The sequence below is a fragment of the Szabonella alba genome (assembly GCF_016765775.1).
GTDB classification, from domain to species: Bacteria; Pseudomonadota; Alphaproteobacteria; order Rhodobacterales; family Rhodobacteraceae; genus Szabonella; species Szabonella alba.
This window is the reverse complement of the sequence record NZ_JAESVN010000004.1, coordinates 139,014-165,105: the sequence shown is the minus strand read 5'-3', so window position 1 is coordinate 165,105 and position 26,092 is coordinate 139,014. Positions and strand designations below refer to the sequence as shown.

The following is a 26,092-nucleotide window of genomic DNA, read 5'->3' as shown; positions in this document are numbered from 1 at the left end:
TTGATTTCAATGGCAGGGTTTACCCCGTTTGGACAACCCAATGCGTTGCTATCATGCGAAAAAGATACAACCCTACGGGCTGCCACTTCCCCCAAATAGACGTTTGAAATCAATCGTTGGGCTGGACGTTTGCAGCCAGGAATCAGCGGTTTACAACTTTCGCTTTTCGATATCGTCCGGGCCCGGCCAGCGCGTCAAAATCTCGCGGCTTGTGAACCGCCATCCCCGCCCATCGCCCTTGAGGCCTCAGCCCGCCGGGGCTATGGAAGGCGCGTGAACCAGCGGAGGCGCCCGGCATGGCACAGATCCTGACCACCACCGACGACGGTTTCGAGGCGGCCTTCGGGGCGCTTCTGGGGGCCAAGCGCGAAGAGGCCGAGGATGTCGACACCGCCGTGGCCGCGATCATTACCGAAGTCCGCGCGCGGGGCGATGCGGCGCTTCATGATCTGACGCAGCGGTTCGACCGGCTGGATCTGGCCGAAACCGGCATGGCCTTCACCCCGGCGCAGATCGAGGCGGAAATCGCCAAGGTCACGCCCGAGGACCGCGCGGCGCTGGAACTGGCGGCAGCGCGGATCCGCGCCTATCACGAACGCCAGCGCCCGACCGATGCGGTCTGGCAGGAAGAGAATGGCGCAAGGCTGGGCTGGCGCTGGACGCCCGTTTCGGCGGCGGGGCTTTATGTGCCGGGGGGGCTTGCCTCCTATCCCTCTTCGGTTCTGATGAATGCGATCCCGGCAGAGGTGGCGGGGGTGGAGCGGCTGGTGATCTGCTGCCCGACGCCGGGCGGGGTGGTCAATCCGCTGGTCCTGCTGGCCGCGCAACTGGCGGGCGTGACCGAGATCTACCGCCTTGGCGGGGCGCAGGCGATTGCGGCGCTGGCCTATGGCACCGCCAGCATCGCGCCGGTCGACAAGATCACCGGGCCGGGCAATGCCTATGTTGCCGCTGCCAAGCGCCGGGTATTCGGGCGCGTGGGCATCGACATGATCGCGGGGCCATCCGAGATTGTGGTGATTGCCGATGCCGATAATGACCCCGACTGGATCGCGCTGGATCTGTTGTCACAGGCCGAACATGACGAAAGCGCGCAATCGGTGCTGCTGACGCCGGATGCGGGCTTTGGCCGCGCCGTGATTGCGGCGGTGGAGCGGCGGCTGGAAACGCTGGAACGGCGCGCAATCGCGGGCAAAAGCTGGCACGACCATGGCGCCGTGATCGTGACGCGCGATCTGGAGGAGGCGGCGCTGCTGTCGAACCGCATGGCGCCCGAGCATCTGGAGCTTTGCGTGGCCGATCCGCAGATCCTGTCGGAACGGATCACCCATGCCGGGGCGATCTTTCTGGGCGCCTGGACGCCCGAGGCGATCGGCGATTATGTCGGCGGGCCGAACCATGTGCTGCCCACGGCGCGTTCGGCGCGGTTTTCCTCGGGGCTGTCGGTGCTCGATTTCATGAAACGCACCACGCTGGCCCAGATGACACCCGAGGCGCTGCGCGCCATCGGACCCGCGGCGGAACGTCTGGCCATCTCGGAAGGCCTTGAGGCCCATGGGCTGAGCGTGCGCGCAAGGCTGGACCGGCTGAACGACCTCTGACCACCGGTCAGGCGGTCGGTTGCGGCAGAGGCCCGTGCTTGTTACCCTGTTCCCGCGGGGCGAACCGGCCCCGGATTATGTGTGCAACATAAAACGGAGGGACAGATGCGCGATTTCTTCATCAAGTCATTCGAAATGATCGTTTCCGCCCTGATCGTGCTTTTGGCACTGGGGGTTCTGGTCGGGGGGCTTATCACCATGTTCAGCGCGCAGGGCGGCCTGCTGGCCGGTCTGGGGATCTGGCTGTTCGGCGCGGTCTATGTGCTGTTCGTCGGGGGGGCGATGTATCTGGCACTGGGGATCTATCAGAACACCAGACGCACCGCCGAGGCGGTGGAGGCGATGGCGAAACGCCCCTGAACCGGACGCGGTATTCCAGCCGATCCCTGCCCGTCGGGTTGGGGTCAGGGCGGGGTCGGGGCTTGTGGCTGGACGTGCAACCGGGACGCTTCTGTGACCCGGCGGTGACAGGCCTGCCGCCGCCGGTGTTGCGGGCTTGCGACTTGCGGTCCGCTCGGGCATCAGGGGGAATTCTATGCCCGGACCCTGCCCATGACCCGTATCTGCCATATCACGATTGACGACAGCGGCCTGCGCGCCCCGACACCCGAGATCGAACAGGAACGCAAGGTCGCGATCTTCGACCTGCTGGAAGACAATGCCTTTGCCTTGCCGCAGCGCGAGGACCGGTCGGTTCCGGTCGGTCCTTATCAGCTGGGTCTTGCGATCCGCGAGGGACGGCTGGTTTTCGACATCGCCACCGAGACCACCGAAAAGGTGGGCGAATTCCATCTGAGCCTCGGCCCCTTCCGGCAGGTGGTGAAGGATTATTTCCAGATCTGCGAAAGCTATTTCGAGGCGGTGAAGCGCCTGCCGCCCAGTCAGATCGAGGCGATCGACATGGCCCGCCGCGGTATCCATAATGAGGGCGCGCGGGTGTTGCAGGAGCGGCTGGAAGGCAAGGCCGAGGTCGATATCGACACCGCCCGAAGGTTGTTCACCCTGATCTGTGTCCTGCATTGGGGGTAAGGGTGGCAGGGTTTCCGCAATCGGTTCTGTTCTGCTGCGACCATAATGCCGTCCGCTCTCCGATGGCGGAAGGGCTGATGAAAAAGCTGTATGGACAGCGCGCCTATGTGCAGTCGGCGGGCGTCAAGAATGATATGGAGATCGACGGTTTTTCCATTGCGGTCTGCGATGAACTGGGGGTCGAGATTTCGCGCCACCGGTCGCGCAGCTTTGAGGAGATGCAGGAATGGGGCGATGATCTGTCGCAATTCGATCTGATCGTGGCCCTGTCGCCCGCCAGTCAGCGCATGGCGCTGGAACTGACGCGGCATTACCATCTTGATATCGAATACTGGCCGATCCTCGATCCGACCGGGCTGGGCGAAACGCGCGATGCGAAACTGGCCGCCTATCGTCAGGCCCGCAACCAGATCCGCGAACGGATGCTGGCGCGGTTCGGCCCGTCGCCCGAGGCGGGGCCGGGTTGATCCCGCTGCCCTGATCGGCCCGGCCGGGGGGCGCGGGAAATCGCAGGGCGGGGCAGCCCTGCCGCTTGCCAAGGCCCCGGCCTGTCCCCATCTGCAAGAACATGGACCCGAAAGACAGCAAATCCATCTGGCTTCCCACGCCGCGCCCCGACGATCCGTCGGCTGAGATCCGGGCCCTTGCCGCGCGCCAGTTGCGCAGTGCGGGTCCCCTCATGGCATTGGTGCAGAAAATGGGCGGCAAGCTGGAGGATCAGCTTGCGCATCTGCCCAAGGGCGCGCGCGCTCGTATCGAGGCGGTGACCGAGGCCGCGCTGCGCCGCGCGCTGTCGCTGGCCGCCCATGGCCGCCATGCGCCCGATCTGGGGGCGGGTGGCGCGCCTGCGCTGGCGGCGGTGTCGGGGGCTGCGGGGGGGGCAGGGGGGCTTGCCACAGCGCTGGTCGAATTGCCGGTCACGGTGACGCTGATCCTGCATGCGATCCTGCGCGCGGCCGAGGCCGAGGGGTTTGACACCACCCTGCCCGAAGTGCAGGCCGAGGCGCTGCGGGTGCTGACCTCGGGCGGGCCGCTGGCCGAGGATGACGGGATCAACACGTCATTCCTTGGCGCGCGGCTGACGGTGACGGGGCCTGCGCTGCACAAGCTTCTGGCCAAGATCGCCCCGAAGTTTGCTGCCGTCCTGAGCCAGAAACTGGCGGCGCAGGCGGTGCCTGTGCTGGGGGCGCTGTCAGGGGCGGCGCTGAACACCGCCTTTCTGACCCATTACCGAGAACTGGCCCATATCCGATTCGCGCTGCTGCGGCTGGCATCACTGCACGGAGCCGAACGGGTGCGGGACGAATTCGGGACCGAACTGGCGCGTCTGCGCCTGCGGCACGGCTGATCCGGCGAAAGCGGTTTCCCCGGCGCGGAGATTTCGGTTACGCTGCAACAAAGGCCCCGGCAGAGGGCAGTTTTGCAGAGGACGAGCCGCCATGAATGTTTCCCGCCGCAATTTCTCATTGGGTCTTGCCGCCCTTGGCCTGTCGGCCTGTCAGGGCGGCGGGGCAGCACGGATGCTGTCGCCCCGCCCCGCCGATGCCGCACTGCCTTCGGCGCCCAATGCCGGCTTTGATGCCTGGGTCGCGTCCTATCGGGGTCGCGCGGCAGGGCAGGGCATTTCGGCCCGTACGCTGGACATGGCCTTCCGCGATGCGGGGTTCCTGCCCGGTGTGGTGGAACGCGACCGCAACCAGACCGAATTCAAGCGCAACATGCAGGATTATCTGGCGATTGCCGCGTCAGAGGAGCGGATCGCCAAGGGCCGTGCGGCACTGGCGCGGCATGGCGCGGTCCTGAACCGGATTGAGCAGCGTTATGGGGTTGAGGCCAATGTCGTCACCGCCGTCTGGGGGCTGGAAAGCTTTTACGGCGAACGGCGCGGCACCGTGCCGGTGATCTCGGCCCTGGCGACGCTGGCCTATGACGGCCGGCGCGGGGCATTTTTCGAAAGCCAACTGACAGCGGCGCTGCGCATCCTGCAATCGGGTGACATCACGCCCGACCGCATGACCGGCAGCTGGGCCGGGGCCATGGGCCATACCCAGTTCATCCCGACCTCGTATCAGGCCTATGCGGTGGATTTCACCGGCGACGGGCGGCGCGACATCTGGTCGGACGATCCGACCGATGCGCTGGCCTCGGCGGCGGCCTATCTGGCGAAATCGGGCTGGACGCGGGGCCAGCCCTGGGGGGTAGAGGTGCGCCTGCCTGCGGGCTTCAGCGCCGGGCTGACCGGGCGCGGCACGACGCGGCGGCCTTCGGACTGGGCGGCCTTGGGCGTGCGCGACATGGACGGGCGCGCGGTTCCCGATCATGGCCCGGCCTCGATTTTGGCCCCCATGGGGGTTTCCGGTCCGGCCCTGATGGTGTTTCGCAATTTCACCGTCATTACCCGATACAACAATTCGGAAAACTATGTGATCGGGGTCGGGCATCTGTCGGACCGCCTGATCGGGCGGCCTGCGATCCGGGGCGATTTCCCGCCCGACCGATACGGAATGCGGATTGCCGACCGGCAGAACCTGCAACGGCGGCTGACGGCTGCGGGCTTTGACACCGAAGGCGCGGATGGCGTGATCGGACCCAAGACCGAGTCCGCGATCTCGGCCTATCAAGCGCGCAACGGTCTTGCGGTGACGGGGGATCCTTCGATGGACCTGCTGCGCCGTCTGGGCGGCTGAGCCGTTCCGGCCGGGGGAGGCGCGGGCCGGGGTCAACCGGCCGCGCGGGCCTCGGCCTCGGCAGCCGCCTCGGAGGTCGCCTCGATGGCCAGCAGGATCGAGGCATGGCGGTTCCTGAACTCTCGCGCAGGCGTCAGCACCTCGAACCCGTCAAACGGGGCCTCGGGCACCGGCCCACCCTTCAGCATCGCGCGCAAGCCGTCCCGCGCGGCCTCAAGTTCCGCGCGACTGCGGCCCAGAACGGCATGGCCGACCACCGCCGCCGCCGCCTGACCCAGCGCGCAGGCCTTCACATCCTGCGCGAAACGGGCCACGCGCCCATCCTGCATGTCCAGATCCACCGTGACGGTCGATCCGCAAAGGGGGGAGCGTTTGCGGATGCTGGCCTGCGGGGTCTCCAGCCGCCCCGCATGGGGCACATCCGCCGCCAGTGCGAGGATGCGGCCCGAATAAAGGCTTGCCAGTTCGCTGTCGCTCATGTCCTGCTCCGGTCTTTCCCTTGCGGCCTCTTGCGCATAGATAGGCCCGGCCCGGCAATTTGCAAAGGCCCGGGAAGTTGCAAGGGGATGCCTGCCATGGCCTTCGATCCGTCCAGCCTGAAATATGATGACAAGGGCCTGATCCCCGCCATCGCGCAGGACCATGCGACCGGTGAGGTGCTGATGATGGCCTGGATGAATGCGGAAAGCCTGCAACGCACGATCAAGACAGGGCGCGTCACCTATTGGTCGCGCTCACGCCAGTCCTTCTGGGCCAAGGGCGAAAGTTCGGGCCATGTGCAGCGGCTGATTGAGCTGCGGATTGATTGCGACCGCGACTGCCTGCTGTTGCTGGTGGATCAGACCGGCCCGGCCTGCCACACGATGCGGCGGTCCTGTTTCTACACCGCGCTGCGTGATGGCGCGGAAGTTGTGATCGCCGATCCCATCGCCTGAGATCCGTATGGGTCAGATCGACAGCCGCAGCGACGGGCCGCCTTGGGTGCCGCGTTCGCGGTAAGGGGTCGTGGCATAATGCGCGCGATAGCATTTCGAGAAATGCGAAGGGCTGGCAAAGCCGCAGGCCAGCGCCACGTTGATGACACTCATATCCGTCTGCATCAGCAGATTGCGTGCCTTCTGCAGCCGCAACTCCATGTAATAGCGTTTCGGGCTGCGGTTCAGATAGCGCCGGAACAGCCGTTCCAGCTGCCGTGTCGACATGCCCACGTCCTCGGCCAGATCTGCCGGGCTGATCGGCTCCTCGATTGCGGCTTCCATCATCTGAATGACTTGTGAAAGCTTCGGATGCCGCACGCCGATCCGGGTCGGGATCGACAGGCGCTGCGTGTCCTGATCGGTGCGGATGGTGGAATAGATCAGCTGATCGGCCACTGTATTGGCCACCTCATCACCGTGGTCGGCGGCGATGATCTTGAGCATCATGTCGAGTGAGGCCGTGCCGCCTGCCGTGCTCATCCTGTTGCCGTCTATGACGAAGATGGATTTCGTCAGCTTCACCTGTTCGAATTCCTCAAGGAATCCGTCCTGATTTTCCCAATGGATCGTCGCGCGCTTGCCATCCAGAAGCCCGGCCTTGGCCAGCGCCCAGGCCCCGGTGCAGAGCCCCCCGATGGCCACCCCGCGCCGCGCCTCACGCCGCAGCCAGTTCAGCACCGGTTTCGTCACCGCGCGCTGCACGTCGATGCCGCCGCAGACCAGCACCGTATCCTCACGGTCAATCTCATCCAGCGCAATATCCAGCCGGAACGAGGCGCCGTTGGAACAGGTCACCTCACCGGTGGCCCCGTCGCCTGCCAGAACCCAGCAATAGGCGTTCAGTCCCATCACCCGGTTGGCGATGCGCAAGGGTTCAATCGCACTGGCAAAGGACAGCATCGTGAACCGGTCCAGCAGCAGGAAGACAAAGCGGCGCGGTGCGACGGTCTTTGCATTGCTCAGGGCCCTTTTGGGGGGGGTGGTCATGGGTCTTGCCTGCCTGCGGTTGGTCCGGCGGTGCAGCCGCGACCTGTTTGCGTCGGTTTGGATGCACGGAAACAGGAATCCTGCGCCGCCACAAGGGGGAAGCATGGCATCCCATATGGCTTTGCCCCTTTGCATTCCTGCGCATTTTGCCTATACCGCCGCACGATACCGCTAACGCTACGGAGAACGCCGATGACCAAGGGCTGGCAGAAATCGGATTGGCGCGCAAAACCGCGGGTGCAGATGCCGGATTATCCGGATCAGACCGCACTCAACGGGGTCGAGGCGCAGCTTGCTAAATATCCGCCGCTGGTCTTTGCCGGCGAGGCGCGGCGCCTGAAAAAGCACCTTGCCGCCGCCGCCGAAGGCCGCGCCTTCCTGCTGCAGGGGGGCGATTGCGCCGAAAGCTTTGCCGAATTCAGCGCCGACAATATCCGCGACACGTTCCGCGTGATGCTGCAGATGGCGGTGGTGCTGACCTATGGCGCCAAGGTGCCGGTCATCAAGGTGGGACGCATGGCGGGTCAGTTCGCCAAGCCGCGCTCGGCCCCGACCGAGGTGATTGGCGGCGTGGAATACCCGTCCTATCGCGGTGATATCATCAACGGGTTCGAGGCGACCGAGGCGTCGCGCCGCCCCGATCCGGCGCGCATGTTGCAGGCTTATACGCAGGCCGCGGCCTCGCTGAACCTGCTGCGCGCCTTCTCGACGGGCGGTTTCGCCGATATCCACCGCGTCCACAGCTGGACGCTGGGTTTTGCCGATCAGGACAAGGCAGAACGCTATCGCGAAGTGTCCAACCGGATCTCGGACGCGCTGGATTTCATGAACGCGGCGGGCGTGAATGCCGATACCGCGCATGAACTGGCTGCGGTCGAATTCTACACCAGCCATGAGGCGCTGCTGCTGGAATACGAAGAGGCGCTGTGCCGGATCGATTCGATTTCCGGCAAGCCGGTGGCGGGCTCGGGTCACATGATCTGGATCGGCGACCGCACGCGGCAGCCCGATGGCGCGCATGTCGAATTCTGCCGGGGTGTGCTGAACCCGATCGGTCTGAAATGCGGCCCCACCACCACGGCCGAGGATTTGCGCATCCTGATGGCCAAGCTGAACCCGGAAAACGAACCCGGCCGCCTGACGCTGATCGCGCGGTTCGGGGCGGGCAAGGTGGGCGAACATCTGCCGCGCCTGATCCGCACCGTGCAGGAGGAAGGCGCCAATGTGCTTTGGTCCTGCGATCCGATGCATGGCAATGTCATCAAATCCTCGACCGGCTACAAAACGCGGCCTTTCGATTCAATCCTGCGCGAGGTGCGCGAATTCTTCTCGATCCACAAATCCGAGGGCACGATCCCCGGCGGCGTGCATTTCGAGATGACGGGCAAGGATGTGACCGAATGCACCGGCGGTCTGCGCGCCGTGTCGGATGAGGATCTGTCGGACCGCTATCACACCGCCTGCGATCCGCGCCTGAATGCCAGCCAGTCGCTGGAACTGGCTTTCTTGGTGTCCGAAGAGCTTTCGGCCTCGCGGTCTGCGCGTCGCCAGATCGCGCTCTGACGGACACGCCTGCCGCCGTTGCAAGGGTTTTACCCTTTCAGCTTGGCGCAGGTACCTCGGGGGGAGGATCGGCCCGCAAGGCCGGTCCGGGGGGGGGCAGCGCCCCCCTTTCCTTGAAGCGGCCCCCGGGGGGGGGCTTCAGCCAGACTTCACCAGCCACAGATGCGGTTTCCCCGGCCTTGCGCGCGATGCGCGGTGATGCGCTGTCGCGGTGGGAAGCGGGGCAATGCTGGCCTCAGGTTCCGGCGCGGCCAATCCGGGCAGGTTAGCTAGGCCGGGCAGGTTAGCTAGGCCGGGCAGGTTAGCTGGGCCGGGCAGGGTAGGGAGGCCGGGCAAGGCGGGCAGGACCTGCTGCCGGGCAATGTGAAAACGGTGCGGTGCGGCCCCGATCCCACCCTCAACGGCCAACCCGCCAAGCGCCATGCGCCGCCCGTCGGGTTCAGCGGCCAGCGGCAGGATCAGCAACCGCGCCGAAAGCCGGGTTTGGCCGAAACCACGCCCGGCCTCCAGTTCGGCCTCAAGGATCGAATCGCGGGTCAGAACCTGTTCCAATGCTGCACCGAAACCGGCGCGCGCCTCGGGCTCGATCAGACAGGACAGCGGCATACCCCGAACCTCCATGCCCATCACATCGTTCAGATCCATCCCGGCCACCCGCAACCGGGCCATTCCGGGTGCTATCCGCTCAATCAGGAAAGCCTGCGACAGCGCCGCCTCGATGCCGCGCGGGCTGATCGCGGCGCGGCAGGGCAGGCGGCCGGGGGTCTGGTCCGCCAGCGCAGTCCAGTAATCGCGGATCAGCCGCAACCGGCTGTCGGCCTGCAACCGGCGGGCTCTCCGGTCGGAATCGCTGGCTCCCGCGCTGCTGCGGGTGAAAAAGGTCGGGATCATGGATCGTCTCCGGCTTGTTACTGAAATCACTCGTGACACACTGAAAAGGCCGAGATCCCGCCGCCCAGGTCCCGGCGCGTTCCCGCGCGGGCGGAAACCTTGCCGGGGCAGGCGGGCTCTGCTAGGGCTCGGGCAGGCAAGAGGGCATGGTGTCATGCCGTCCGGTCCTCCGGTCTGATGGCCGGTCTCCGGTTTTCCCGCTGCCCGCCCATCATAGGGATGTTTCATCGGATTCGGCGGAAAATCTCGACAAATGGTAAACACTGCGCCCCAACCGGGAGATCCCGCATGACCCTTTCCATGACCGGTTTCGCCGCCCGCCGCAGTCAGGCCGCCGCCCAAGGGGCCGTGCAGGATGAAGGCTCAGTCCAGGATATCGCCTCCGGCTGGTCCTGGGCCTGGGATATCCGCGCGGTCAATGGCAAGGGGCTGGATCTGCGCCTGCGCGTTCCCGACTGGATCGAGGGTCTGGAACCGGCCCTGCGCGCCGAACTGGGCCGCGCGATCGCGCGCGGCAATGTCAGCCTGTCGCTGAAACTGACGCGGGAGACCGGCGAGGCCACCGGATTGCGCGTGAACCGGGCCGCGCTGACGGGTATTCTGTCCGCGCTGGCCGAGGTCGAGGCGCAAGCGATGGCGGCAGGGGTCACGCTGCGTCAGGCCGGGCAGGCCGAGGTTCTGGGCTTTCGCGGCGTGCTGGAACAGGCCGCCCCGGAGGAGGACATGACCGCCCTGCGCGCCGCGATTCTGGCCGATCTGCCGCCGCTTCTGGCGGATTTCGCGACCTCCCGCGCCGCCGAGGGCGCAGCGCTTCACGCCGTTATCGCGGCGCAGATCGACCGTGTGGCCGCGCTGACCGAAGCGGCCGCCCAAGCCGCCGGGGCGCGGCGCGACCATGCCGCGCAGGCGCTGCGCGAGGCCTTGGCGCGCGTGCTGGACAATACTGACGGTGTGGAGCCGTCCCGCGTGGCGCAGGAACTGGCCCTGATCGCCGTGAAATCCGATATCACCGAGGAACTGGACCGCCTGCGCGCCCATATCGCGGCGGCGCGGGGGCTGCTGGCCGATACCGCGCCGGTGGGGCGTCGTTTCGATTTCCTGATGCAGGAATTCATGCGTGAGGCCAATACGCTGTGCTCCAAGGCGCAGTCCTCGGACCTGACCCGCCTCGGGCTTGACCTCAAGACGGTGATCGATCAGATGCGCGAACAGGTTCAGAACGTGGAATGACGATGCTGCAGACTGCCAATCGACGCGGGCTTTTGCTGATCCTCTCTTCGCCCTCGGGGGCCGGGAAATCGACGCTGGCGCGGCGGCTGACGGGCTGGGATCCGTCCTTGCGTTTTTCAGTGTCCGCCACGACCCGCCCCCCGCGTGAGGGGGAGGCCGAGGGTCGCGAATACTATTTCCGCCAGCGCGATGAGTTTCTGGCCATGGTCGCGGCAGGTGAGATGCTGGAACATGCCGAGGTGTTCGGCAATTTCTACGGCAGTCCCCGGAGCCCGGTTGAGGCCGCCATGGCCGAAGGGCGCGACACGCTGTTCGATATCGACTGGCAGGGCGGCCAGCAGATCCGCAATTCCGCGCTTGGCCGCGATGTCGTGTCGATCTTCGTGCTGCCTCCGTCGATCCCGGAACTGGAACGCCGCCTGCGCGGGCGCGGGCAGGACAGCGACGCGGTGATCGAAGGCCGCATGGCCAAAAGCCGTGATGAGATCAGCCATTGGGCCGAATATGATTATGTGCTGGTCAATGACGATCTGGACCGCACTTTCGCGAATCTGACCACCATTCTGGAAGCGGAACGCCTGCGCCGCGACCGCCAGCCCGGCCTGTCCGATCTGGTGCGCGGCCTCAATACGGAGTTTGATACCCGATGATCTATGCGCTTGACGGCCACGCCCCCCGGATCCATCCCGATACATGGGTGGCCCCCGATGCCAATCTGATCGGCAAGATCGTGCTGGAGGAAGGCGCCTCGGTCTGGTTCGGCGCCACTTTGCGCGGCGACAATGAGGAAATCGTCATCGGCGCGGGCAGCAATGTGCAGGAGAATTCTGTGCTGCATACCGATATGGGGCATCCGCTGGTGATCGGCGCGAATTGCACCATCGGCCACAGGGCCATGCTGCATGGCTGCACCATCGGCGAGGGCAGCCTGATCGGCATGGGCGCGACAATTCTCAATGGGGCGAAAATCGGCAAGGGCTGCCTGATCGGGGCCTGCGCGCTGATTACCGAAGGCAAGGAAATCCCCGACGGATCCCTGGTGATGGGCGCGCCGGGCAAGGTGATCCGCATGCTGGATGAGGCCGCGCAGGCCGGGCTTCTGGCCTCGGCGGCCGGGTATCAGGCCAATATGCGCCGCTTTCGCGCAGGAATGAAGGTGATCTGAGACCTTCGCGCCCCGGGGCCTTGGCGTCGTGGCCTGTGCCGGGCGGGGGCTGTCGATGTTTTCTGCCGCGTTGCACGCTGTCTTTCCAACCCGCTTGCCTCCGCGCAAGCGATGCGCTAATCGGCAGCGGCGGGGAGATTAGCTCAGTTGGTAGAGCGTCTCGTTTACACCGAGAATGTCGGCGGTTCGAACCCGTCATCTCCCACCATTCCCCCATTGCTTCACAGGGCGCTACGGCCGATCTCGGGCCCGACCGCACATGGCGCTGCGCATGGATCCTCTTGGCCTTTCTGCACAGGATCCCTGCGCGGGCAGGTCTGTTCGGTGCAGGGATGATCTGGCAGGATTTCCCCATCCCATGAAGGAGACACGCCATGAGCTGGAACCCCGCCCTTGATCCGCAGATCCCCCTCGGGGATGCCATCGACGCCATCGAGACGGTCATCGTTCCCCGCGCCCGCGATATCGGCGGGTTCGAGGTGCGCCGCGCGCTGCCTTCGGCGGCGCGGCAGATGGTCGGGCCTTTCATCTTCTTCGACCAGATGGGACCGGCGGAATTTCTGACCGGGCAGGGTATCGACGTGCGCCCGCATCCGCATATCGGGCTGGGCACGGTGACCTATCTGCTGCGCGGCAAGATCCATCACCGTGACAGTCTGGGCACCGATCAGTGGATCGAACCGGGGGCGGTAAACTGGATGATGGCGGGCCATGGCATCACCCATTCCGAACGGATGGACGGCCCGGCCCGGCAGGCCCCGCATGCGCTGTTCGGCCTACAGACATGGCTGGCCTTGCCCGAAACGCTTGAGGACGCGGCCCCCGAATTCGCCCATGCCGGTGCGGATCATCTGCCGCTGCTTGAGGCGGAGGGCAAGGAGGTCCGGCTGATCCTTGGGTCCGCCTGGGGGGAGGCGGCACCGGTCAATCTGCCGATGGGGGCGTTTTATGCCGATGTGCGGCTGGATCCCGGCGCCGCCATCCCGCTGCCCGACAATCAGGAGGATCGCGGCGCCTATATCCTGTCGGGTGAGGTGACGGTGGGCGGCGAATCTTACGCCGCTGGTCGGATGCTGGTGTTCCGCCCCGGCGACCGGATCGCGCTGACGGCGGGCGATCAGGGCGCGCGTCTGATGCTTCTGGGCGGGGATACGATGGGGGGTCCACGCTTCATCTGGTGGAATTTCGTCGCCTCGTCGCGCGACCGGATTGACGCGGCAAAAGAGGCCTGGCGCGCGGGGGACTGGGCGCGTGGGCGGTTTCGCCTGCCGCCGGGGGATGATGCCGAGTTCATCCCCGCGCCGGATCGCTGATTGTCATGGCGAAGGGGGGCGCGGCACGGGCGAAGGGAATTTCGGCTTTTGCGATTTGCGCGCTTGACCTCCCCCCGGGGCTTCTCTATCACGCGCTCACGATCTGACCTGCGCGGTTGTAGCTCAGTTGGTTAGAGTACCGGCCTGTCACGCCGGGGGTCGCGGGTTCGAGCCCCGTCAACCGCGCCAGATCGTTCGCAAGGCCCTCGCAAATGCGGGGGCCTTTTGCATTTGGGGTGTGTTTTCACGCCCCTGTCCGCTGTCGGGGGCCGGAAAGATAAAGGCCCGGCTGATCCTGCCGGGCCTATGCGTCAGGGGCCTGTCACATCTGTTCTGCGCCCGCTTACCCCGCGCGCGACAGAACCGCCCCGGGCCGCAATTGCGCAAGGCCCCGCGTCACCCCGGCGGCCAGTCCCGCCTTCAGCAGATCGCCCGGAATGAAGGGGCTGACCAGCAGCGCCGCCTCGGGCCAGCTTTTGCCAAGGACAAGCGCCATGCCAGTGATTCCGCACAGATAGAGCACGCCCACCCCGCCGATCAGCGCACCGGCAAAGGCCGCGATGCCGATGGAGGCCTGCCATTTTTCAACCACCCAGCCCGCGACGAAAGCCGCCAGCGGAAAACCAAGCGCAAAGCCTGCCGTGGGGGAGACAAACACCCCCAGACCGCCGCGCCCGCCCGACAAAAGCGGCAGGCCCAGTGCGACCAGCGCCACGAACAGCCCTGCCGCCAGCGCGCCGCGCCGCGCCCCCAGCACCGTGCCGCAGAGCATCACGCCCAGACTTTGCGCCGTGATCGGCACGCCGGTCGCCAGCGTGATCTGCGGCACCAGCCCAAGGGCTGCGATCAGCGCCGCAAACAGCGCGATATAGGTCAGACTGCGTTCCATCGGTTCTTCGTCTCCCGTCGCGGCGTCCCGGCAGGCCCGCAGCCTCGGTCACGCCTGTTCATCTTGGTCCAGATACCTCCGCCGGAGGCATCCGCGTTCCACCTGCGCCGGATGCCGGGCCTTGGGGCGCGTCAGACCCCGCCGCGCGCCCGGATCGCCTCGGCCACCTGTTCGGCATCGTCGATGGCTGCCAGCACCAGCGGCAGCACCAGTCGCGGGTTGCGCCGCCGGGCAGACCGCGCGCGCCATGCCTGCCCCAGAATCACCGCCTTGTCCATCAGGACCGGGGTGAAGCGGATGACCAGTGCGATGGCCAGCGCCAGCCGCCGGGGCGGCAGCCAGCGCGCGACGGGCTGCGTGATCCGTTCCACCAGCGCGATCATCGCATCCAGCCGCGTCGTCATCGTCACCAGATTGGCCAGCGCCACGGCGGTCAGCATCCGGCCCGCGACCAGCGCGCCGCGTTCCGGCGCATCCGTCCAGAAATGCCAGATCAGCAGAATCAGCAGAAAGGGCCAGAGCGGCAGCAGGGCGCGCGCCGCCTGCCGCGCAAAGCCGCGCCCCAGCGCCAGATGCACCAGCGCCACCAGAACCGCAAGCGCCCAGACCGACGCCGCCGTGGGCAGGGCCAACATGCCCGCCGTGATCAGCGCCAGTGCTGCCAGTTTCGGCCCCGCAGGCAGGGCATGCAGCGCGGTCTTATGGTGCGAGGTCAGCGTCAGCATCCAGCGCCCCCTCATGGTTCATCGCTTCCACGAACTGTGCGGCCACCGCGTCGGCTGGTCCATCCCTTTGCACCCGGCCCGCCTCGATCCAGATGGCGCGGTCATGGCCGGTCATCTCGGCCGGATCATGGGTGATGGTGATGATCTGCTGGGGCAGGGCCGCCAGTCTGCGGCGCAGCCGCGCGCGGCTGGGAAGGTCAAGCCCGGCAAAGGGTTCATCCAGCAGGATCGTGGCCGGTTCCATCAGCAGCACCGCCATCAGGCACAGCATCTGGCGCTGGCCCTGCGACAGCGCGGTGACGGGCCGGTCCTCCCAATGCGCGCGACCCTGTGCTGCCAGATGCGCGCGCATCCGGGCGGTGGCTGTGCCGCGGTCCAGCCCTTGCTGGATCAGCCCGAAACACAGCTCCTCGGCCACGGTGGGAAAGATGATCTGGTGATCGGGATTCTGGAACAGGATGCCAATCCGGCGCAGCATGTCGCGGCGCTTCGTGGCGGGATCCTGCCCGTCGATGCGCATCCAGCCGGTCGTTGGCGGGATCAACCCGGCGATGACCCGCAGAAGCGAGGTCTTGCCAGACCCGTTGCGCCCCAGAATGGCGATCCGCCGTTCGGTCAGATGCAGCGAAATGTTTGACAGAACCTCGCGCCCGGCAAGACGCAGGCCGACATCCTCCAGCAGGATCCCGCTGTCCCGCTCAGGTCCGGGGGGTGTCTGCTCCGGGGCGGCGGGTTGGGACATTGCGGGCTTATCCGGTCAGGGCAGGGCGAAGCAAAGACGGGTCTTTCGCGCCTTTTAGACCTGAACAGACGTGAAGCCAAGCATATGGCCTCCGGCTGGTATCACGCAGCGCATATCAAGCTGCGGGGAACCGGCAAGGGGGCGCAATGGAAAAAGAGGCGGCGCTTCATGCGCCGCCTCTTCGCGGGCCCGAGAGGGCACCGCATTCAACAGTTTCGCGCCCCGTTTGCAGGGTGCACGTCGCCTTAGCAGGCGGCGATGAAGCGTTCACCGCGCGAATTGCGATAATAGCACTGGCCCTGTTGCGGGGCCGGTCCGATCAGGGTGGAGGCCGCGACACCGGCAGCAGCGCCGATCAGCGCACCCCGGGTGCGGTCGCTGTCCGAAGATACGGCAGCACCGACCGCCGCCCCGCCAAGCGCTCCCACGGCGGCATTCTGGCCGGGGGTCTCACAGGCGGCAAGGCCAAGGCCAAGGACGGGCAGCATCAGGATGAATTTTTTCATGGTATGTCTCGCTCGCTTTGTTGCGTGTATCCCTTTAACGGACGGGCAGCGATTTCCGTTCCAGAAAAATTTTCTTTTGGTTTTCAGGTGGCGGGAACTCGCCTGCGGCAAAGCGTGAAACCGCCCATCCGGGCGCCTTCAGAACGGGCGTGCCACCGAGGCCGAGTCAGAACCGGGGCCGGGGTCTGGCGCGCGGATTGTCCAAAAAGGAGCGAAAATAGTCGCGTGTACTTTCCATTTCCTCTGCCAAGAGCCGAGCGGCGTCACCGTTGATATTGTCTTTCTGGGTGTCACAGAACCGAATGATAAAATCCTTGTGCTCCGGAAAGTATCGAAGATGATACACGGCTGCAATTTTTCCCGCAATTGTGCCATGTGTGTCGATTCGCGTCATTAACTCGAAAAATTGTTTCCGTCGATCTTCCTTTGCATCACGGAATGACTTCCAAACGAACGCCAAGGCGGACCCAGCAATTGTCAGCATTGGAATCGCCACACCTACAATCGAAACCAACTCTCCCATTTTATCCCTCAAGCCATTTGCGTCGCGCCACTTTAGCAGGTAACGGCGGGCTTTCACGCACGCAAAAACGGCTTTATACCAACTTGGGACCCCGCTCACCAACCTAGGACGGAGTAGGCATATGCCACACCGTCAAAAGCCTCCGCACGGCGACCCACGATCCGTTCAAAGCGCCTGGCGTGCTACCCCTCAGCCATCCAATGCTGCATCATAGGGGTGAAAGACCGCCGCCAGTTTGTTGCCATCGGGGTCGCGCAGATAGGCGACATAGAATTGCGGCCCGTAATCCTCCCGCAGACCCGGCGCGCCCGCATCCGTGCCGCCATGCGCCAGACCCGTCGCATGGAAGCGGCGCACCTCCTCGGCATCGCGGGCGCGAAAGGCGATCATCGTGCCATTGCCGGGCGTTGCGGGCTGGCCGTCGAAAGGCGGGCAGAGGCAGAAGCTGATCCCGGCATCGTAATCCTGCCCCCATGCGGCCCAGCCACCGGTCCAGTCCGGCAGGCGCGCATGGCCAAGCGCCTGAAAGACCGGATCGTAAAAGGCCACTGCGCGCGGCAGGTCATTGGTGCCAAGGGTGGTGTATAGCAGCATCGGCCCCTTCCGTCCTGTCGCGTCCCTTTCGCCGCCAGCGCCGCCCTAGCCCTGACGGGCGGCGGCGACGGCCTGTTCCAGAATGCCAAGCGCCTCGGTGAAATGCGCCTCGGGAATGGTGATCGGGGCCAGAAAGCGCACCACATTGCCATAGACGCCGCAGGTCAGCAGGATCAGTCCGCGCTTCTGCGCCTCCATCCGCACCCGTCCGGTAAAGCCCGCATCGGGGGCTTTCGTGCCCGGATCGGCAAATTCGACGGCAACCATGAAACCGGGGCCGCGGATGTCTATGATCTCGGGCGTGGTGGCGCGGATCTCTTCCAGTTTCTGTTTCAGGCGCGATCCCAGTTCATTGGCGCGGGTGCACAGATCCTCTTCCTCGATCACATCCAGAACTGCATTGGCGGCGGCGATCCCCAGCGGATTGCCCGCATAGGTGCCGCCAAGACCACCGGGATTGGCCGCATCCATCAGATCGGCGCGGCCCGTCACGGCGGCCAGCGGCAAGCCCCCCGCCAACCCCTTGGCCATGGTGGTCAGATCGGCGGCGACGCCGTAGCCTTCCATCGCGAACAGCGCGCCCGTGCGGGCAAAGCCGGTCTGCACCTCATCGGCGATCATCACGATGCCATGGTCATCACAGATCTTGCGGATCGCGCGGATCAGATCGGCCGGGGCGGGGTAGAAACCGCCTTCGCCCTGCACCGGTTCAAAGATGATCGCCGCGACGCGGGCGGGGTCAAGATCGGCCTTGAACAGCTTTTCCATGCCTTTCATCGCATCCGCCGTTGAAATTCCGTGCGGCCCCATCGGGAAAGGCACATGGAACACATCGGGCATCATCGCACCGAAGCCCTTCTTGTAGGGTTCGACCTTTCCGGTCAGGCTCATCCCCATGAAGGTCCGGCCATGAAAGCCGCCGCCAAAGGCGATGACGGCATTGCGGCCTGTCGCGATACGGGCAATCTTGATTGCATTCTCGCAGGCCTCGGCCCCGGTGGTGACGAAAATCGTCTTCTTGGCGAAATCGCCCGGCACCTTGTCATTCAGCCGTTCGGCCAGCCGGATGTAATTCTCATAGGGCATGACCTGATGGCAGGTATGGGTGAAACGGCCCATCTGTTCCGTCACGGCGGCCATGACCTTGGGGTGACAATGGCCGGTATTGACCACGGCGATCCCGGCGGCAAAGTCGATATAGCGGTTGCCCTCGACATCCCAGACCTCGGCATTCAGCGCACGGTCGGCATAGATCTGGGTCATCATCCCCACACCGCGGGAAATCGCCGCATCACGGCGGCGGGCGATATCAGCGTTCTGCATGGTCGGACCTCTGTCTTTGGGTTGGCCCATCTGACCCGTTTTCGCGGCGCCGATCAACCGGCGCGGGCGGCAGGCGGTGTCGTAAAGGGAACAGGCTGCGGCTTTGCGGCGGGATTGTCGAACAATCTGCGCGCGGGAGTGACGAATGTCGAAGGAATTTGCACGCTTGCCGCATTGATGCGGTGAAATAGGCAGGGCCTTGCGCGGCCTGATTGCGCCACCTAGTCGCCACCGCCCTCACGCGTCAGGCGGTCGGCCTTCTTGCGCACCAGCACGGTGCGCAGGTCATGCATCGCCAGCAGCAGGCTGTCGGTCACCTGATCAAGCTGTTCACCCGTGGCCCGCGCCTGCACCCATTGCGCGGTCATGTTCAGATGATCCACCGTGCGCAGGATGTCATCCACCTCACGCCGGGCCAGAAGCTCACTCCGCGCGGCCATCCAGCGCGCGATCTCGGCCTGATCATCCGCCGTCAGCTTGCGGTCGCCATGCGGCTTGACCTCACCATTGCGCAGATTGACGGCGGCGATCTGCTCCATCTCGATCCGGCGCTGCCGATTCTCGGTATCCACCCGAAAGACAAAGGCGCCGTTTTCGCGCACGCGGAAGAAATAATCGGGCAGGTCTGCCGACATGATCAGCCCCCGTTGTCCAGAACCCGCAAAAGCGAGCCATCCTCATCCACCAGCGCAAACATGCGCGGGGCATCGGGCAGTTTGAAAATACCGGTCAGCCGCGGTGTGGCCGTGCGGTCCGACGGCAGGCCAAGGGTGGCCCATTCTGCATGGGCGCTGTCGATATCGTCCAGCCGGAGACAGGCCGAAAACCAGCTGCCCAAAGGATCGACCTGCGGATGCGGGAAGAATTCAATCTCCAGCGGCCCGCGCCGCAGGATCATCCAGCCCTCGTTGCGGAACGCGCGAAGGAACCCGAGCCTGCCATAGAACGCCTCTGTGCGGTCGAAATCCCTCGACGGCAGATTGGCGGTGATCCTGTCGGCAGGCATCGGGTCTCCGGTTCGGGTCAGGTCAGGCTGGCACAGAACTGCTGGATGCGGGTGCAGGCATCCTTCAGCACCGCGTCCGAGGTAGCGTAGCTGACGCGGAAGTTCGGCGAAAGCCCGAAGGCCGCGCCGAAGACGACCGCAACGCCGGTCTCCTCCAAGAGCGCCGTGGCGAAAGCCTCGTCATCCGTGATTTTCGTGCCGCCGGCTGAGGTCTTGCCGATGCAGCCGGAAATGTCGGGATAGACATAAAACGCGCCTTCGGGTTTCGGGCAGGTCACGCCCTCGCAGGCGTTCAGCATGTCGACCACCAGATTGCGACGACGCTGGAACGCCTCACGGAAGGGGCCAAGGAAATCCTGCGGCCCGTTCAGCGCCTCAAGGGCGGCGTGCTGGCTGATTGACGAGGGGTTCGAGGTGGATTGCGACTGCACCTTGGCCATCGCCTTGATCAACTCGACCGGGCCCGCCGCATAGCCGATGCGCCAGCCGGTCATCGCATAGGCCTTGGAGACGCCGTTGCAGGTCAGCGTGCGGTCATAAAGGCCGGGTTCCACCTGTGCAGGCGTGCAGAACTCGAAATCGTCAAAGACCAGATGTTCATACATGTCATCCGACATGACCCAGACATGCGGATGGCGCATCAGCACATCGGTCAGGGCCTTCAGTTCCGCCTTCGTATAGCCCGCGCCGGTCGGGTTGGAGGGGGAGTTGAAGATGAACCATTTGGTTTTCGGGGTGATCGCGGCCTCAAGCGCCGCAGGCGAGAGTTTGAAATTCGTCTCGATCCCGGCGGCCACGGCGACGGGCGTGCCGCCCGCCAGCAGCACCATATCGGGATAGCTGACCCAATAGGGCGCAGGGATCAGCACCTCATCCCCCGGGTTCAGCGTCGCGACCAGCGCGTTATAGAGGATCTGCTTGCCCCCCGTTCCGACCGTCACCTGCGCGGGCGTGTATGTCAGACCGTTCTCGCGTTCGAACTTGGCGCAGATCGCCTTTTTCAGTTCGGGCATGCCGTCGACGGCAGTATATTTCGTCTTGCCCGCGTCGATCGCGCGCTTGGCCGCTTCCTTGATATGGTCGGGGGTGTCGAAATCGGGCTCTCCGGCGCCCAGACCGATCACATCCTTGCCCGCCGCCTTCAACTCATTCGCCTTGGTGGTCACGGCGATGGTGGGCGAGGGTTTCACACGGGCGAGGGTATCGGACAGAAAGGCCATTTTGGGGGCTCCGCAACTTGGGGTGCCGCCGATCCCGGATTTGAACTTTGCGGCAGCTTCTCATAGGGTGCCCGCCATGGCCGATCAAGTGTTATCGGATGACAGGAGAGGCAAGATGACCGCGATGGACAACTGGTACAGTAACGAGTCGGCAACATTCGGTGATCGTGTGGCGGGGGCGCGGGAGACGGCGGGCCTCAGTCAGGAAGACTTTGCGCGCCGTCTGGGGGTGAAACTCAAGACCGTGCGCGACTGGGAGGATGATGCGCTGGAACCGCGCGCCAACAAACTGCAGATGCTGGCGGGGATGCTGAATGTCTCGATCCGCTGGCTGCTGACCGGTGAGGGGGAGGGGCTGGACGGCCCGCCGCAGCCCGCCACCAGCAGCGCAGGGGCCGCCGAGGCGCTTGGGGAACTGGCCCGTATGCGGGCGCAGATGATGGCGCTGGCCTCGGATATGGGGCATCTGGAAAAACGGCTGCGCGCCATGCTGCGTGAGACCATATGATGCTGCCCGAACGTCCCGCAGAAGATCGCGCCGAAGATCCGGGTGCGCGGCTGAAACGACTGGCCATGCGCGCGGGACGGCGCGGAATGAAGGAGATGGACATTGTTCTGGGCCCTTGGGCGCAGGCCCATCTGGGCAGCATGGCGGCGGCTGAGCTTGACCTTTTCGACCGGTTGCTGTGGGAGAACGATCAGGATCTGCTGGCCTGGGTTCTGGGGCAAGCGGCCCCGCCTGCCGATTATGCCGGGCTGATCGGACGGATCGCGGGCGATGCCCGCGACCGCCTGCGGCCGGGTGCCCTCCGGCCCGACGGTCCCGGCCGGCGCTGAAATCTTGTGCCGCCACGCAGCGTAAGGCCCTGGACCGGCGGCATTTCCCGCGATTTGCCGCAAATCTGGCGCGAGTTTACGGTTTGTTTGTGCTTTGTGCCGATTCTGCCCCTGATCGTATCCGGGGCGGAGAGGATGATGACGGTGCATACAAAACTGCTTGACGGGTCGCAAAGGGCGCTGATGGCGGGCTATCTGGAAAGTCTTGCGCTGGTGGAACGGTTGCACCGCCTGCTGCTGGATGTGGTGAAGGATGAGTTCGAGCGTCTGGGACTGCTGGAAATCAATCCGGTGCAGGCGCTGTTGCTGTTCAATATCGGGGATAATGAGGTAACGGCCGGAGAGCTGAAGACCCGCGGCTATTATCAGGGCAGCAATGTCAGCTACAACCTCAAGAAACTCGTCGATCTGGGCTATATGCACCATCAGCGGTCCGAGATTGACCGCCGTTCGGTCCGGGTGCGGCTGACTGAAAAGGGGCGGGGGGTGCGTGTGGTGCTCAATGATCTTTTCTCGCGCCATACCGAGGGTTTCGAAAAGCGCGGCATCATTGATGCGGCGGGGATGGAGGATATCAATCAGTCGCTTAAGCGCATGGAACGCTACTGGACTGATCAGATCCGCTATATCTACTGATGCGGAGCAGGGTTGCCGGAAGATCCGCCATTCGGGGGTGTGGGCGATGCGCTTGACCGGGGGCACCCGTCCCGCAGGTCCAGCGCATGGCACTGCGCAGAACCGGGGAACAATGCGCGCAGCACCGGCTACCCAAATCAAGGACGGGCGCAATGCAGGACGGGCGACAGCCGGTGCGCGGGATGGGCGGTGCGCGATGGCAGAAAGCCCGGCACGCAGCAACCCCGGCGCGCAGAAACCCCGGCACGCAGAAACCCCGGCACGTGAAAACGCCAGCACGCGGAAATTTTGGCACAAGGACTGGAAACAGCCCGGAAAGTGGCCCGATAGGCTGCCGTTATCCCCGCCGCCAAAGCGCGGCATGGCTGGCGAAACGGCCCTGCAACTTGGCCAGCAGGCGGTTCGCCGGGCCGGGGGCGGGGATTGTGCCACTGGTCAGCCGGTCCAGCACCACCTCGGGTGGGCAGGGGCGGCGGCTGACCGGGTCGAAATAGCGCGGATAGGCGATCAGCGCGGCATGGGCGAGCGCGGCCAGTGTCACCGGCGGGCCGTTACGGCGGGCGGGCACCGGACCCAGATCGCGCGTCAGTCCCCATCCCGCATAGAAGGGCGCGCCGAAACAGGTGACGCGCCGCCCGCGCAACAGGGCCTCGAACCCCAGCAGCGAGGTCATCGTCCAGACCTCATCGACCAGCCCGATTAGCGCCACCGGATCAGCCTTGCGCGCGACATGATCGGCCAGACTGGCCAGATCTGCCCCGTTCAGCGCGCCGGGGCGCAGCCCGGCCTCGACATCGGGATGCGGTTTGTAGATCAGCACCGCGCCCGGATTGGCGGCCCGTGCGGCGCGCAGCAGGTCCAGATTGCGCCGCACCTCTCCGGCGCCAAGGCGGATCGACGCGTCATCCTCGACCTGTCCCGGCACAAGAATGCGGCGCGGTCTGTCTGCTGCGGAAGGGCCTGCCGCCAGTCCGGGGATCGCGCCGGTCCCGTCCAGATTGTATTTGCTCAGCCCCGCCGCAAGGATCCGCGCCAGCAATGCCTCCGCACGCGCCTCGGCCCCGGGCGGCAAGGGGGCGCGGATCATGCTTTCCAGACGGCTGGGGCGGGAGGGATCGTAGTAAATGCCCAGATCGTCGGTCACAAGGCTGAGCGGCGGGATCAGATCCGCCCCCAGCCCGCGCGACCGCAAAAACCCGTCCTCCACCCGCCGGATCGTCCCGGCAAAGACGCCGGGGGCTGCCAGCCCTTCCGGCTCTTTCCCCGCCCAGATCAGCAGACCCGCGCCGCGCCGCTCGGCCTCGGCCAATGCGGCGGCGGGATCATCCTGAAAGCGCAGCGGTTTTTCGCGCCCGAATACCGCCTGCAACCGCCCCCGTTTCCACAGCCGCATGCCAAGGGCGACATGGCCATGGCGGTCCTCGCGGAAGGCGCGGGCCTCGGCCTCGATCTGGTCAAGGGCGGTTTCAAAATCGCAAAGCCGGTCGCGGCAGGGATCATACCAAAGCGGCGCCAGCAGCATCGCGGCGGCAAAAACTTCGGCCTTGCTGCGCCGGACCCGGCGGCGGGGCAGCGGGGTCAGATCGGTCGTCAACCCCCATCCGGCATAGAAGGGCTGCCCTGCAACCACCGGGCAATGACCGGCCAGAACCGCCTCGAATCCCAGTTGCGACGAGAGTGTATAAACCGCCGATGCCCCCTCCAGAAGCCGCCAGGGTGACAGGGCATCGGTCAGGAGCGCGACATCCGGCCCGGCATCGGCCGGGCTGAAATGCCCCGGCCGCAGACCGGCCAGCGTTTCGGGATGCAGTTTCAGCAGGATCCGCCGCCCGGGGTTTTCATCGCGGGCGCGTTGCAATAGGGCGCGGAACTCGGTCACGCCCGCCCCGCAAAGCGAGGCATCACCGCGCAACTGATCGACCAGCAGCACATAATCGGCCGGGGGCGGGGCAATCCCCGGATCATGGCTGTTGTATTTCGACAAATCCAGCGCCCGCATCCGCGCAATGCCCTGTTCGGCCCGCGCGATCAGACCCGGATCCATCGGCCCCGGCGCGTTCAGGATCGCCTCGATCCGGGATGGCGCGCTGGCATCGAAATGCAGGCCAAGCGGATCCAGCATCAGCCCGATCGGCGCATCGCCCGCCCGGCCAGGGCGGATTGACCGCAGGAACGGATCCTCGGCCCGCACCAAGGGCGCGCCGCTGCGCCGCGCCACCCATTCCCCCCGCGCAGCATAGCGGCTTTGGCCCCAGACCAGCACCCCGTCGCCGCGACCGGGCCAGCCAAGCGGCAATTCATGCCCGGCAAGCGTCAGGATGCGCCGCAGCCGCCTGTCGCGCAGAAAGCCCGCCGAATAGATGAAAAGCCGCCGGGGAACATCCCCGGCGGCTTTGTCGCGATCATTCCGGCCCGGCACCGGGGCCTCAACTGCCGGAACCGACCGAACCCAGGCTGTCGGCCGCGCCGACGGTGCCGGTGATGGCCGAAAGGGTTTTCTGCCATTGCACGAAAGGCGCCTCGGTCACATAGACGGTGTCGCCGTCGCGGATCAGGAAATCGCGGGCCTCGAACATGCCGGTCGGCTGGGTCAGGTCCAGCACATAGACCATGCGCTGATCGCCCCGCAGGTCGTTGCGTCCCAGCACCGCATTGGCAATCTCGGCCGGTTCGTTGCGGAAGACGAAAACCCCGGTCGGATCCGCCAGCGCGGTGTTCAGCCCGCCGACCTGCGCAATCGCCTCAATCGCGGAAAGCGTCTGTGTCTCAAAGGGCACGCGACTTTGCGCACCCGTCGCGCCAAGCGCCACGAAGGCGCGGGTGTCCCGTTCGATCACGATCCGGTCGCCTGCCCGCAGCCCGATATCGAGGCTGGGATTGGCGTAAAGATCCTCAAGCCAGATCTGCCCGGTCTGGCCGCCCCGTGAGACGCGGACCTTCGCCACGGCGGGCTCGATCGCAACGCCGCCTGCCCGGGCGATCATCGCCGACAGGGTGCGGGTGGGCCGTTCGATCGGATAGACGCCCTGACCGCTGACCGCGCCCGAGACCGAGACAGTAGAGCCATCACCGGCCACGCGCTGCACGGTGACCTGCGGATCGGGGGTCTGGGTGTCCAGCTTGCGGGTGATCGCGCCGCGCAGCCCCTCGGGCGTCTGGCCCGCCGCCTTGATGCGGCCCGCATAGGGAATGAAGATAAAGCCCGAGCCATCGACCTGCACGGTTTCCAGAACCGAGACGCGCTGCCCGGTATTGCCCAGAAGCGGGTCGTCGCGGACGTTTTCGAAGATCGTCAGCGACAGCGTGTCACCGGGTGCGATCGTGTCGGACCCCATGACGCCAGCATTGCGGAACGAGGATCCGAAGCCAAGCGCCGGGGTGACGGCGGTGGCGCGGGTGACGCGGCTGTTGACCGTGACGATGAAGGCATCGCCCTCTTTCATCACCGATCCCGCGAAGATTTCGGACTTGTTGGGTCCGGATCGCGGCAGACCGCAGGATCCGATGGCCATAACGGCCAATGCGAGGGCCAGCCCATTGGCCCCCTTCCTTGCCATGATTTTCACTGCCCGGGCTCCTTTTTGGATTTTGCCTCAGCTTTTTTCTGCAAACCTACAGAAAGGCCGGGAAAATTGCCAGAAGATCGCC

The 26,092-nt window shown here is 65.4% G+C and carries 30 protein-coding genes and 2 tRNA genes; 17 read left to right on the top strand and 15 right to left on the bottom strand.

Annotation, left to right across the window (positions count from 1 at the left end; translation table 11 throughout):
• Positions 1-296 precede the first annotated feature (296 nt).
• The 6 genes from hisD to JL811_RS10975 all read left to right on the top strand — a co-directional run bounded on the left by hisD (position 297) and on the right by JL811_RS10975 (position 5,317).
• Positions 297-1,601 (top strand): histidinol dehydrogenase, encoded by a 1,305-nt coding sequence (gene hisD / locus JL811_RS11000; protein ID WP_202688676.1) that lies wholly within the window; start codon positions 297-299, stop codon positions 1,599-1,601.
• Between the two features lie 105 nt (positions 1,602-1,706).
• On the top strand, positions 1,707-1,961 hold the full coding sequence (locus tag JL811_RS10995; RefSeq protein WP_202688675.1) for a hypothetical protein: 255 nt from the start codon (positions 1,707-1,709) through the stop codon (positions 1,959-1,961).
• A gap of 192 nt (positions 1,962-2,153) precedes the next feature.
• Positions 2,154-2,630: a UPF0262 family protein gene (locus tag JL811_RS10990; protein WP_202688674.1), complete on the top strand. Its 477-nt coding sequence runs from the start codon at positions 2,154-2,156 to the stop codon at positions 2,628-2,630.
• A gap of 62 nt (positions 2,631-2,692) precedes the next feature.
• The gene (locus JL811_RS10985; RefSeq protein WP_202688950.1) at positions 2,693-3,097 is read left to right on the top strand and encodes an arsenate-mycothiol transferase ArsC; all 405 of its coding nucleotides are present in this window, start codon (positions 2,693-2,695) and stop codon (positions 3,095-3,097) included.
• A gap of 101 nt (positions 3,098-3,198) precedes the next feature.
• Entirely contained in the window at positions 3,199-3,978 is a 780-nt protein-coding gene (locus JL811_RS10980; protein ID WP_202688673.1) for an EcsC family protein, read from the top strand.
• 91 nt (positions 3,979-4,069) lie between these two features.
• Complete coding sequence (locus JL811_RS10975) at positions 4,070-5,317, top strand: lytic murein transglycosylase (protein ID WP_202688672.1); 1,248 nt, start codon at positions 4,070-4,072, stop codon at positions 5,315-5,317.
• 32 nt (positions 5,318-5,349) lie between these two features.
• On the opposite strand, the gene JL811_RS10970 is transcribed toward JL811_RS10975, so the two are convergent.
• Positions 5,350-5,796 carry an iron-sulfur cluster assembly scaffold protein gene (locus tag JL811_RS10970; protein WP_202688671.1) on the bottom strand — a complete coding sequence of 149 codons (447 nt, stop codon included), beginning with the start codon at positions 5,794-5,796 and terminating at the stop codon, positions 5,350-5,352.
• Positions 5,797-5,892: 96 nt separating this feature from the next.
• Between JL811_RS10970 and hisI the strand changes: the two genes are divergently transcribed.
• The gene (gene hisI / locus JL811_RS10965; RefSeq protein WP_202688670.1) at positions 5,893-6,252 is read left to right on the top strand and encodes a phosphoribosyl-AMP cyclohydrolase; all 360 of its coding nucleotides are present in this window, start codon (positions 5,893-5,895) and stop codon (positions 6,250-6,252) included.
• A 12-nt stretch (positions 6,253-6,264) separates the two neighbouring features.
• Here the strand turns inward: hisI and JL811_RS10960 are convergent, their stop codons facing one another.
• Positions 6,265-7,281: a GlxA family transcriptional regulator gene (locus tag JL811_RS10960; RefSeq protein WP_202688669.1), complete on the bottom strand. Its 1,017-nt coding sequence runs from the start codon at positions 7,279-7,281 to the stop codon at positions 6,265-6,267.
• A 192-nt stretch (positions 7,282-7,473) separates the two neighbouring features.
• Here JL811_RS10960 and JL811_RS10955 point away from each other — a divergent pair, with 192 nt between their 5' ends.
• A complete protein-coding gene (locus JL811_RS10955; protein WP_202688668.1) occupies positions 7,474-8,844 on the top strand; it encodes a class II 3-deoxy-7-phosphoheptulonate synthase in 1,371 nt (456 codons plus the stop codon).
• A gap of 138 nt (positions 8,845-8,982) precedes the next feature.
• On the opposite strand, the gene JL811_RS10950 is transcribed toward JL811_RS10955, so the two are convergent.
• On the bottom strand, positions 8,983-9,735 hold the full coding sequence (locus JL811_RS10950) for a PAS domain-containing protein (protein WP_202688667.1): 753 nt from the start codon (positions 9,733-9,735) through the stop codon (positions 8,983-8,985).
• Between the two features lie 288 nt (positions 9,736-10,023).
• Between JL811_RS10950 and JL811_RS10945 the strand changes: the two genes are divergently transcribed.
• The 6 genes from JL811_RS10945 (at position 10,024) to JL811_RS10920 (ending at position 13,632) form a co-directional block, all read left to right on the top strand.
• Complete coding sequence (locus tag JL811_RS10945) at positions 10,024-10,965, top strand: YicC/YloC family endoribonuclease (RefSeq protein ID WP_202688666.1); 942 nt, start codon at positions 10,024-10,026, stop codon at positions 10,963-10,965.
• A gap of 2 nt (positions 10,966-10,967) precedes the next feature.
• Positions 10,968-11,615, top strand: a complete 648-nt coding sequence (gene gmk / locus JL811_RS10940; protein WP_420496781.1) for a guanylate kinase — start codon at positions 10,968-10,970, stop codon at positions 11,613-11,615.
• Positions 11,612-12,130: a gamma carbonic anhydrase family protein gene (locus tag JL811_RS10935; protein WP_202688664.1), complete on the top strand. Its 519-nt coding sequence runs from the start codon at positions 11,612-11,614 to the stop codon at positions 12,128-12,130. Before gmk ends, JL811_RS10935 begins: the two co-directional genes overlap by 4 nt.
• A gap of 132 nt (positions 12,131-12,262) precedes the next feature.
• Positions 12,263-12,338, top strand: a tRNA-Val gene (locus JL811_RS10930).
• 166 nt (positions 12,339-12,504) lie between these two features.
• On the top strand, positions 12,505-13,443 hold the full coding sequence (locus JL811_RS10925) for a pirin family protein (RefSeq protein ID WP_202688663.1): 939 nt from the start codon (positions 12,505-12,507) through the stop codon (positions 13,441-13,443).
• Positions 13,444-13,555: 112 nt separating this feature from the next.
• Positions 13,556-13,632 (top strand) — tRNA-Asp (locus tag JL811_RS10920).
• A 154-nt stretch (positions 13,633-13,786) separates the two neighbouring features.
• Here JL811_RS10920 and JL811_RS10915 read toward each other — a convergent pair.
• The 10 genes from JL811_RS10915 to JL811_RS10870 all read right to left on the bottom strand — a co-directional run bounded on the left by JL811_RS10915 (position 13,787) and on the right by JL811_RS10870 (position 20,971).
• Entirely contained in the window at positions 13,787-14,332 is a 546-nt protein-coding gene (locus JL811_RS10915) for a biotin transporter BioY (protein ID WP_202688662.1), read from the bottom strand.
• A gap of 131 nt (positions 14,333-14,463) precedes the next feature.
• Positions 14,464-15,057, bottom strand: a complete 594-nt coding sequence (locus JL811_RS10910; protein ID WP_202688661.1) for an energy-coupling factor transporter transmembrane component T — start codon at positions 15,055-15,057, stop codon at positions 14,464-14,466.
• Positions 15,032-15,799: an energy-coupling factor ABC transporter ATP-binding protein gene (locus JL811_RS10905; protein ID WP_202688660.1), complete on the bottom strand. Its 768-nt coding sequence runs from the start codon at positions 15,797-15,799 to the stop codon at positions 15,032-15,034. The genes JL811_RS10910 and JL811_RS10905 overlap by 26 nt, the downstream gene beginning before the upstream one ends.
• A gap of 245 nt (positions 15,800-16,044) precedes the next feature.
• Positions 16,045-16,305, bottom strand: a complete 261-nt coding sequence (locus JL811_RS10900; protein WP_202688659.1) for a glycine zipper 2TM domain-containing protein — start codon at positions 16,303-16,305, stop codon at positions 16,045-16,047.
• A gap of 166 nt (positions 16,306-16,471) precedes the next feature.
• The gene (locus JL811_RS10895) at positions 16,472-16,828 is read right to left on the bottom strand and encodes a hypothetical protein (RefSeq protein ID WP_202688658.1); all 357 of its coding nucleotides are present in this window, start codon (positions 16,826-16,828) and stop codon (positions 16,472-16,474) included.
• 189 nt (positions 16,829-17,017) lie between these two features.
• Positions 17,018-17,422, bottom strand: a complete 405-nt coding sequence (locus tag JL811_RS10890; protein WP_202688657.1) for a VOC family protein — start codon at positions 17,420-17,422, stop codon at positions 17,018-17,020.
• A gap of 45 nt (positions 17,423-17,467) precedes the next feature.
• Entirely contained in the window at positions 17,468-18,745 is a 1,278-nt protein-coding gene (locus tag JL811_RS10885) for a 4-aminobutyrate--2-oxoglutarate transaminase (protein WP_202688656.1), read from the bottom strand.
• A gap of 221 nt (positions 18,746-18,966) precedes the next feature.
• Positions 18,967-19,380 carry a hypothetical protein gene (locus JL811_RS10880; RefSeq protein WP_202688655.1) on the bottom strand — a complete coding sequence of 138 codons (414 nt, stop codon included), beginning with the start codon at positions 19,378-19,380 and terminating at the stop codon, positions 18,967-18,969.
• Between the two features lie 2 nt (positions 19,381-19,382).
• The gene (locus tag JL811_RS10875) at positions 19,383-19,751 is read right to left on the bottom strand and encodes a bleomycin resistance protein (RefSeq protein WP_202688654.1); all 369 of its coding nucleotides are present in this window, start codon (positions 19,749-19,751) and stop codon (positions 19,383-19,385) included.
• Between the two features lie 17 nt (positions 19,752-19,768).
• Positions 19,769-20,971: a pyridoxal phosphate-dependent aminotransferase gene (locus JL811_RS10870; protein ID WP_202688653.1), complete on the bottom strand. Its 1,203-nt coding sequence runs from the start codon at positions 20,969-20,971 to the stop codon at positions 19,769-19,771.
• A gap of 115 nt (positions 20,972-21,086) precedes the next feature.
• Between JL811_RS10870 and JL811_RS10865 the strand changes: the two genes are divergently transcribed.
• The 3 genes from JL811_RS10865 (at position 21,087) to JL811_RS10855 (ending at position 22,444) form a co-directional block, all read left to right on the top strand.
• Positions 21,087-21,479, top strand: a complete 393-nt coding sequence (locus JL811_RS10865) for a helix-turn-helix domain-containing protein (RefSeq protein ID WP_202688652.1) — start codon at positions 21,087-21,089, stop codon at positions 21,477-21,479.
• A complete protein-coding gene (locus JL811_RS10860; protein WP_237684927.1) occupies positions 21,476-21,808 on the top strand; it encodes a succinate dehydrogenase assembly factor 2 in 333 nt (110 codons plus the stop codon). Before JL811_RS10865 ends, JL811_RS10860 begins: the two co-directional genes overlap by 4 nt.
• A gap of 138 nt (positions 21,809-21,946) precedes the next feature.
• A complete protein-coding gene (locus JL811_RS10855; RefSeq protein ID WP_202688651.1) occupies positions 21,947-22,444 on the top strand; it encodes a MarR family winged helix-turn-helix transcriptional regulator in 498 nt (165 codons plus the stop codon).
• Between the two features lie 337 nt (positions 22,445-22,781).
• Here the strand turns inward: JL811_RS10855 and JL811_RS10850 are convergent, their stop codons facing one another.
• Positions 22,782-24,863: a capsular polysaccharide biosynthesis protein gene (locus tag JL811_RS10850; RefSeq protein WP_202688650.1), complete on the bottom strand. Its 2,082-nt coding sequence runs from the start codon at positions 24,861-24,863 to the stop codon at positions 22,782-22,784.
• 7 nt (positions 24,864-24,870) lie between these two features.
• Complete coding sequence (locus JL811_RS10845; protein ID WP_202688946.1) at positions 24,871-26,001, bottom strand: polysaccharide biosynthesis/export family protein; 1,131 nt, start codon at positions 25,999-26,001, stop codon at positions 24,871-24,873.
• Between the last annotated feature and the right edge of the window lie 91 nt (positions 26,002-26,092).

Coding starts and splice junctions, on each gene's coding strand:
- hisD (WP_202688676.1), top strand. CDS start 297: ATGGCACAGATCCTGACCACCACCGACGACGGTTTCGAGGCGGCCTTC.
- JL811_RS10995 (WP_202688675.1), top strand. CDS start 1,707: ATGCGCGATTTCTTCATCAAGTCATTCGAAATGATCGTTTCCGCCCTG.
- JL811_RS10990 (WP_202688674.1), top strand. CDS start 2,154: ATGACCCGTATCTGCCATATCACGATTGACGACAGCGGCCTGCGCGCC.
- JL811_RS10985 (WP_202688950.1), top strand. CDS start 2,693: ATGGCGGAAGGGCTGATGAAAAAGCTGTATGGACAGCGCGCCTATGTG.
- JL811_RS10980 (WP_202688673.1), top strand. CDS start 3,199: ATGGACCCGAAAGACAGCAAATCCATCTGGCTTCCCACGCCGCGCCCC.
- JL811_RS10975 (WP_202688672.1), top strand. CDS start 4,070: ATGAATGTTTCCCGCCGCAATTTCTCATTGGGTCTTGCCGCCCTTGGC.
- JL811_RS10970 (WP_202688671.1), bottom strand. CDS start 5,796: ATGAGCGACAGCGAACTGGCAAGCCTTTATTCGGGCCGCATCCTCGCA.
- hisI (WP_202688670.1), top strand. CDS start 5,893: ATGGCCTTCGATCCGTCCAGCCTGAAATATGATGACAAGGGCCTGATC.
- JL811_RS10960 (WP_202688669.1), bottom strand. CDS start 7,281: ATGACCACCCCCCCCAAAAGGGCCCTGAGCAATGCAAAGACCGTCGCA.
- JL811_RS10955 (WP_202688668.1), top strand. CDS start 7,474: ATGACCAAGGGCTGGCAGAAATCGGATTGGCGCGCAAAACCGCGGGTG.
- JL811_RS10950 (WP_202688667.1), bottom strand. CDS start 9,735: ATGATCCCGACCTTTTTCACCCGCAGCAGCGCGGGAGCCAGCGATTCC.
- JL811_RS10945 (WP_202688666.1), top strand. CDS start 10,024: ATGACCCTTTCCATGACCGGTTTCGCCGCCCGCCGCAGTCAGGCCGCC.
- gmk (WP_420496781.1), top strand. CDS start 10,968: ATGCTGCAGACTGCCAATCGACGCGGGCTTTTGCTGATCCTCTCTTCG.
- JL811_RS10935 (WP_202688664.1), top strand. CDS start 11,612: ATGATCTATGCGCTTGACGGCCACGCCCCCCGGATCCATCCCGATACA.
- JL811_RS10925 (WP_202688663.1), top strand. CDS start 12,505: ATGAGCTGGAACCCCGCCCTTGATCCGCAGATCCCCCTCGGGGATGCC.
- JL811_RS10915 (WP_202688662.1), bottom strand. CDS start 14,332: ATGGAACGCAGTCTGACCTATATCGCGCTGTTTGCGGCGCTGATCGCA.
- JL811_RS10910 (WP_202688661.1), bottom strand. CDS start 15,057: ATGCTGACGCTGACCTCGCACCATAAGACCGCGCTGCATGCCCTGCCT.
- JL811_RS10905 (WP_202688660.1), bottom strand. CDS start 15,799: ATGTCCCAACCCGCCGCCCCGGAGCAGACACCCCCCGGACCTGAGCGG.
- JL811_RS10900 (WP_202688659.1), bottom strand. CDS start 16,305: ATGAAAAAATTCATCCTGATGCTGCCCGTCCTTGGCCTTGGCCTTGCC.
- JL811_RS10895 (WP_202688658.1), bottom strand. CDS start 16,828: ATGGGAGAGTTGGTTTCGATTGTAGGTGTGGCGATTCCAATGCTGACA.
- JL811_RS10890 (WP_202688657.1), bottom strand. CDS start 17,422: ATGCTGCTATACACCACCCTTGGCACCAATGACCTGCCGCGCGCAGTG.
- JL811_RS10885 (WP_202688656.1), bottom strand. CDS start 18,745: ATGCAGAACGCTGATATCGCCCGCCGCCGTGATGCGGCGATTTCCCGC.
- JL811_RS10880 (WP_202688655.1), bottom strand. CDS start 19,380: ATGTCGGCAGACCTGCCCGATTATTTCTTCCGCGTGCGCGAAAACGGC.
- JL811_RS10875 (WP_202688654.1), bottom strand. CDS start 19,751: ATGCCTGCCGACAGGATCACCGCCAATCTGCCGTCGAGGGATTTCGAC.
- JL811_RS10870 (WP_202688653.1), bottom strand. CDS start 20,971: ATGGCCTTTCTGTCCGATACCCTCGCCCGTGTGAAACCCTCGCCCACC.
- JL811_RS10865 (WP_202688652.1), top strand. CDS start 21,087: ATGACCGCGATGGACAACTGGTACAGTAACGAGTCGGCAACATTCGGT.
- JL811_RS10860 (WP_237684927.1), top strand. CDS start 21,476: ATGATGCTGCCCGAACGTCCCGCAGAAGATCGCGCCGAAGATCCGGGT.
- JL811_RS10855 (WP_202688651.1), top strand. CDS start 21,947: ATGACGGTGCATACAAAACTGCTTGACGGGTCGCAAAGGGCGCTGATG.
- JL811_RS10845 (WP_202688946.1), bottom strand. CDS start 26,001: ATGGCAAGGAAGGGGGCCAATGGGCTGGCCCTCGCATTGGCCGTTATG.